General features: G+C 60.5%; 1 protein-coding gene. It reads left to right on the top strand.

Features of this window, described 5'->3' with window-relative positions; genetic code table 11:
• Window positions 1-124: 124 nt before the first annotated feature.
• Window positions 125-840, top strand: a 716-nt coding sequence (locus tag BSU04_RS38790) for a tyrosine-type recombinase/integrase (RefSeq protein ID WP_089165525.1), incomplete at its 3' end; no start/stop codon positions are given.

The raw sequence follows: 840 nt of genomic DNA, 5'->3' as shown, positions 1-840 counted from the left end.
GGGACTAAACCGCTCGCGCGGTAGGCCCTCCGTTTGAGGCATGTGGTTTTTCGGAGGGACCCGGCTTGGTTTCCTATGTTGATTGATGAGGCGATCCGCCTCGTTACTCGACAGGAGCCGAGCTATGACGACATCCACCGAAGTTATCAGCCCGTTACGCCAGCGCATGATGGACGACATGCGCATGCGTCGCCTCGCGCCGACCACGCAATCCAACTACCTTCGCGTCGTACGCGAGTTCACAGTCTTCCTCGGACGCTCGCCCGACACCGCGACCGTTGAGGAATTGCGACGCTACCAGTTGCATCTAGTCGACCGCGGGGTGTCGCCAGTCTCTCTAAACGCCGCGATCACCGGGTTGAAGTTCTTCTTCGGCACCACGCTCGGTCAAGAAGCATTAATGGCCAAGATGCGTCCGATTTATCTCCCGCGCACTTTGCCCGTCATCCTCAGTCGCGATGAAGTGGGTCGACTGATAGCAGCAGCCAGTAATCTCAAGCATCAGACGGCGCTCGCCGTTGCTTATGGGACCGGATTGCGCGCCAGTGAAGTGGCAGCCCTGAAGGTCGGTGACATCGACAGCCAGCGCATGACGCTGCGCGTTGAACAGGGCAAAGGTCAGAAGGATCGATACGCCATGCTCTCGCCGATCCTGCTTGAGCGGCTGCGGGTCTGGTGGCGAGTGGCTCGAGCCCAAGGCAAGATGCTCGACGGCGGCTGGCTCTTTCCCGGGCTCAACCCGATTGAATCTCTCAGCACCCGTCAACTCAACCGGGCGATCCATGCGGCCGCCGAGGCCGCCGGAATCGACAAGCGCGTGTCCATGCACACTTTGCGCCA

It is taken from the genome of Caballeronia sordidicola (genome assembly GCF_002220365.1).
Classification (GTDB): domain Bacteria; phylum Pseudomonadota; class Gammaproteobacteria; order Burkholderiales; family Burkholderiaceae; genus Caballeronia; species Caballeronia sordidicola_C.
Note: the sequence above shows the minus strand (reverse complement) of the source record. Positions and strands in the feature narration are given on the sequence as shown.